The organism is Collinsella aerofaciens (assembly GCF_040915545.1).
Taxonomy (GTDB): domain Bacteria; phylum Actinomycetota; class Coriobacteriia; order Coriobacteriales; family Coriobacteriaceae; genus Collinsella; species Collinsella aerofaciens_BE.
In genome coordinates this window covers 1-2,318 of record NZ_JBCPDH010000063.1, presented here as the reverse complement: position 1 = coordinate 2,318, position 2,318 = coordinate 1, and the positions used below count along the sequence as shown (strand labels likewise).

Sequence of the window (2,318 nt, the reverse complement as noted above, 5' to 3'; positions counted from 1 at the left end):
CGCGCCGAGAGTACTGCGGGGTCAGCCCGTGGGAGGCCAGGGCGCCGCTGACCGGTGGACGGCACCGAGCCGTCGCAACGGACTGAAGAAGGGGGAGGCCTCGCGGCCTCCCCCTTTTTTTGCGTTAAAGGCGGCATTCACTAAGCAATTAAATCAATCCAATCATCCACCGGTGAATATAAACGTTCACCGTTCTGTGGCCGGTTCTCTGTTCTCAATGGACTAATATTTGCTTTAGCGCGCTGATGCGCTTGTCCTGTTTTACACGGGTTGTTTTATTGATTGTGACGGAAGGACTCACATGGCAGATGTTCATGAGCTGCTTGATACTTGGATTGCCAATGTCAAGGACGAGGAGCTCCTCGCTGAGCTCAACACGATGAAGGAGCAGGGTGACGAAGACGCCATCACCGACGCTTTCTTCCAAGATCTCGCCTTCGGTACCGCCGGTCTACGTGGCACTATCGGTGCAGGCACTAACCGTATGAATATCTATACGGTTGGTCGCGCGACGCAGGGTTTTGCTGACTATCTTAATGCGACCTTCGAGCATCCGACGGTTGCCATCGCTCGCGATAGCCGCAATAAGGGTGAACTGTTCGTTAAGACGACGGCTGCCATTCTTGCGGCAAACGGCGTGACGGCCCTCGTGTATCCCAAGATTTCTCCCGTGCCGACGCTTTCCTGGGCCGTCCGTGACCTTAAGTGCTCCGGTGGCATTTGCATGACCGCTAGTCATAATCCGGCACCTTATAACGGCTATAAGGCCTATGGCCCCGACGGCTGCCAGATCACCAGTGAGGCTGCCGATGCAATTTCTAAGGCTATTGCCGAGACCGATACGTTTACCGGCGTGAAGTCCATGGACTTTGATGAGGCTCTTGAGCAGGGTCTGGTTAAATGGATCGATGACTCGTGCCTCGAGCGTTATTATGACGCAGTTCTCGCCCGCGGCGTGACTAACCTTTCTGCCGAGGAGATTGCCGGCGCACCGCTTAAGCTCGTCTACACTCCGCTCAACGGCACCGGCCTCATTCCCGTCACGACGGTGCTCGAGCGCGCTGGCATCACCGATGTCACGGTTGTTCCCGAGCAGAAGGAGCCTAACGGCGATTTCCCGACCTGCCCGTATCCTAACCCCGAGATCCGTCAGGCCATGCAGAAGGGCATCGATCTCTGCGAGCAGGTTCACCCTGATCTGCTGCTTGCAACCGATCCCGACGCCGACCGTGTTGGCGTTGCCGTCAAGAATGGTGATGACTATCTGCTGCTGACCGGCAATGAGATGGGTGTTCTGCTGCTCGATTATATCTGCAAGACCCGTGCCGCCCGCGGCGAGGACCTCGCTAAGAAGGTTGCCGTTACTACAATCGTTTCTTCCGCCATGGTTGACGCTCTGGCCGAGGAGTATGGCTTTGAGCTCCGTCGCTGCCTGACGGGCTTCAAGTACATCGGCGACATCATTACCTCGCTTTCCGATGCTGGCGAGGTCGACCGCTTTATCTTCGGTTTCGAGGAGAGCTACGGCTATCTGGCCGGCGACCACGTGCGCGATAAGGACGCGGTGAGCACTTCGCTTCTGATTTGCCAGATGGCGCAGTATTACAAGCTGCAGGGTAAGAACCTCGCCGACGCGATGCACGAGCTGTACGAGAAGTATGGCTACTATCACAATAAGACGATTTCGCTGAGCTATCCGGGCGCTGAGGGTGCGGCAAAGATGGCCGGCATCATGGCCGGTCTGCGCGAGAACCCGCCTGCGGAGCTCGCCGGTTCCAAGATTGAGGCCGTCGTGGATTACAACACCTGCGTGAACGGCCTTCCGAAGGCTAATGTCATTGAGTTCGATCTTGAGGGTGGCAACAAGGGTATCGTTCGTCCTTCCGGCACCGAGCCCAAGATCAAGCTGTACATCTTCGCTAAGGGCGCGGATGCCGCCGAGGCAGATGCAGCACTTGACGCGATCGAGGAGTCCGGTCGCAAGCTGCTGGCATAAGGGATTTAAGAGTCTATTGCTATAGATAGGCGAAAGAGGGGATCTCGGAAGCGAGGTCCCCTCTTGTTTTTAACCAGCCAGGCGAGAGTACTTATATGTGTAGGAAATGTGTACGCCCAGATTCCCGCCCGCGGGGGCCCTCCGGTCTGGCAATATATCTCCTTGCCGCGCGGCCCGGTCGGACCGGGAACCAGCGCAGGCGTGCACCTTGAGAACCGGATACTGCGAGGATGGACACTTACTTCAGTGTCGCATCCGGGCAGACATCGAACCATTTGAAATGGTCTAACTTGGATTTGTTTTTCGCAAGGCCGCCGAGAGG

General features: G+C 56.8%; 1 protein-coding gene. It reads left to right on the top strand.

The window, feature by feature from the left end:
- Positions 1–301 precede the first annotated feature (301 nt).
- Positions 302–1,996, top strand: a complete 1,695-nt coding sequence (locus AB5202_RS09890; protein WP_346972996.1) for a phospho-sugar mutase — start codon at positions 302–304, stop codon at positions 1,994–1,996.
- The last annotated feature ends 322 nt before the right edge of the window (positions 1,997–2,318 follow it).

What these genes read in the sequence shown, in the direction of transcription:
- AB5202_RS09890 (WP_346972996.1), top strand. Translation starts at nt 302, where the DNA reads ATGGCAGATGTTCATGAGCTGCTTGATACTTGGATTGCCAATGTCAAG.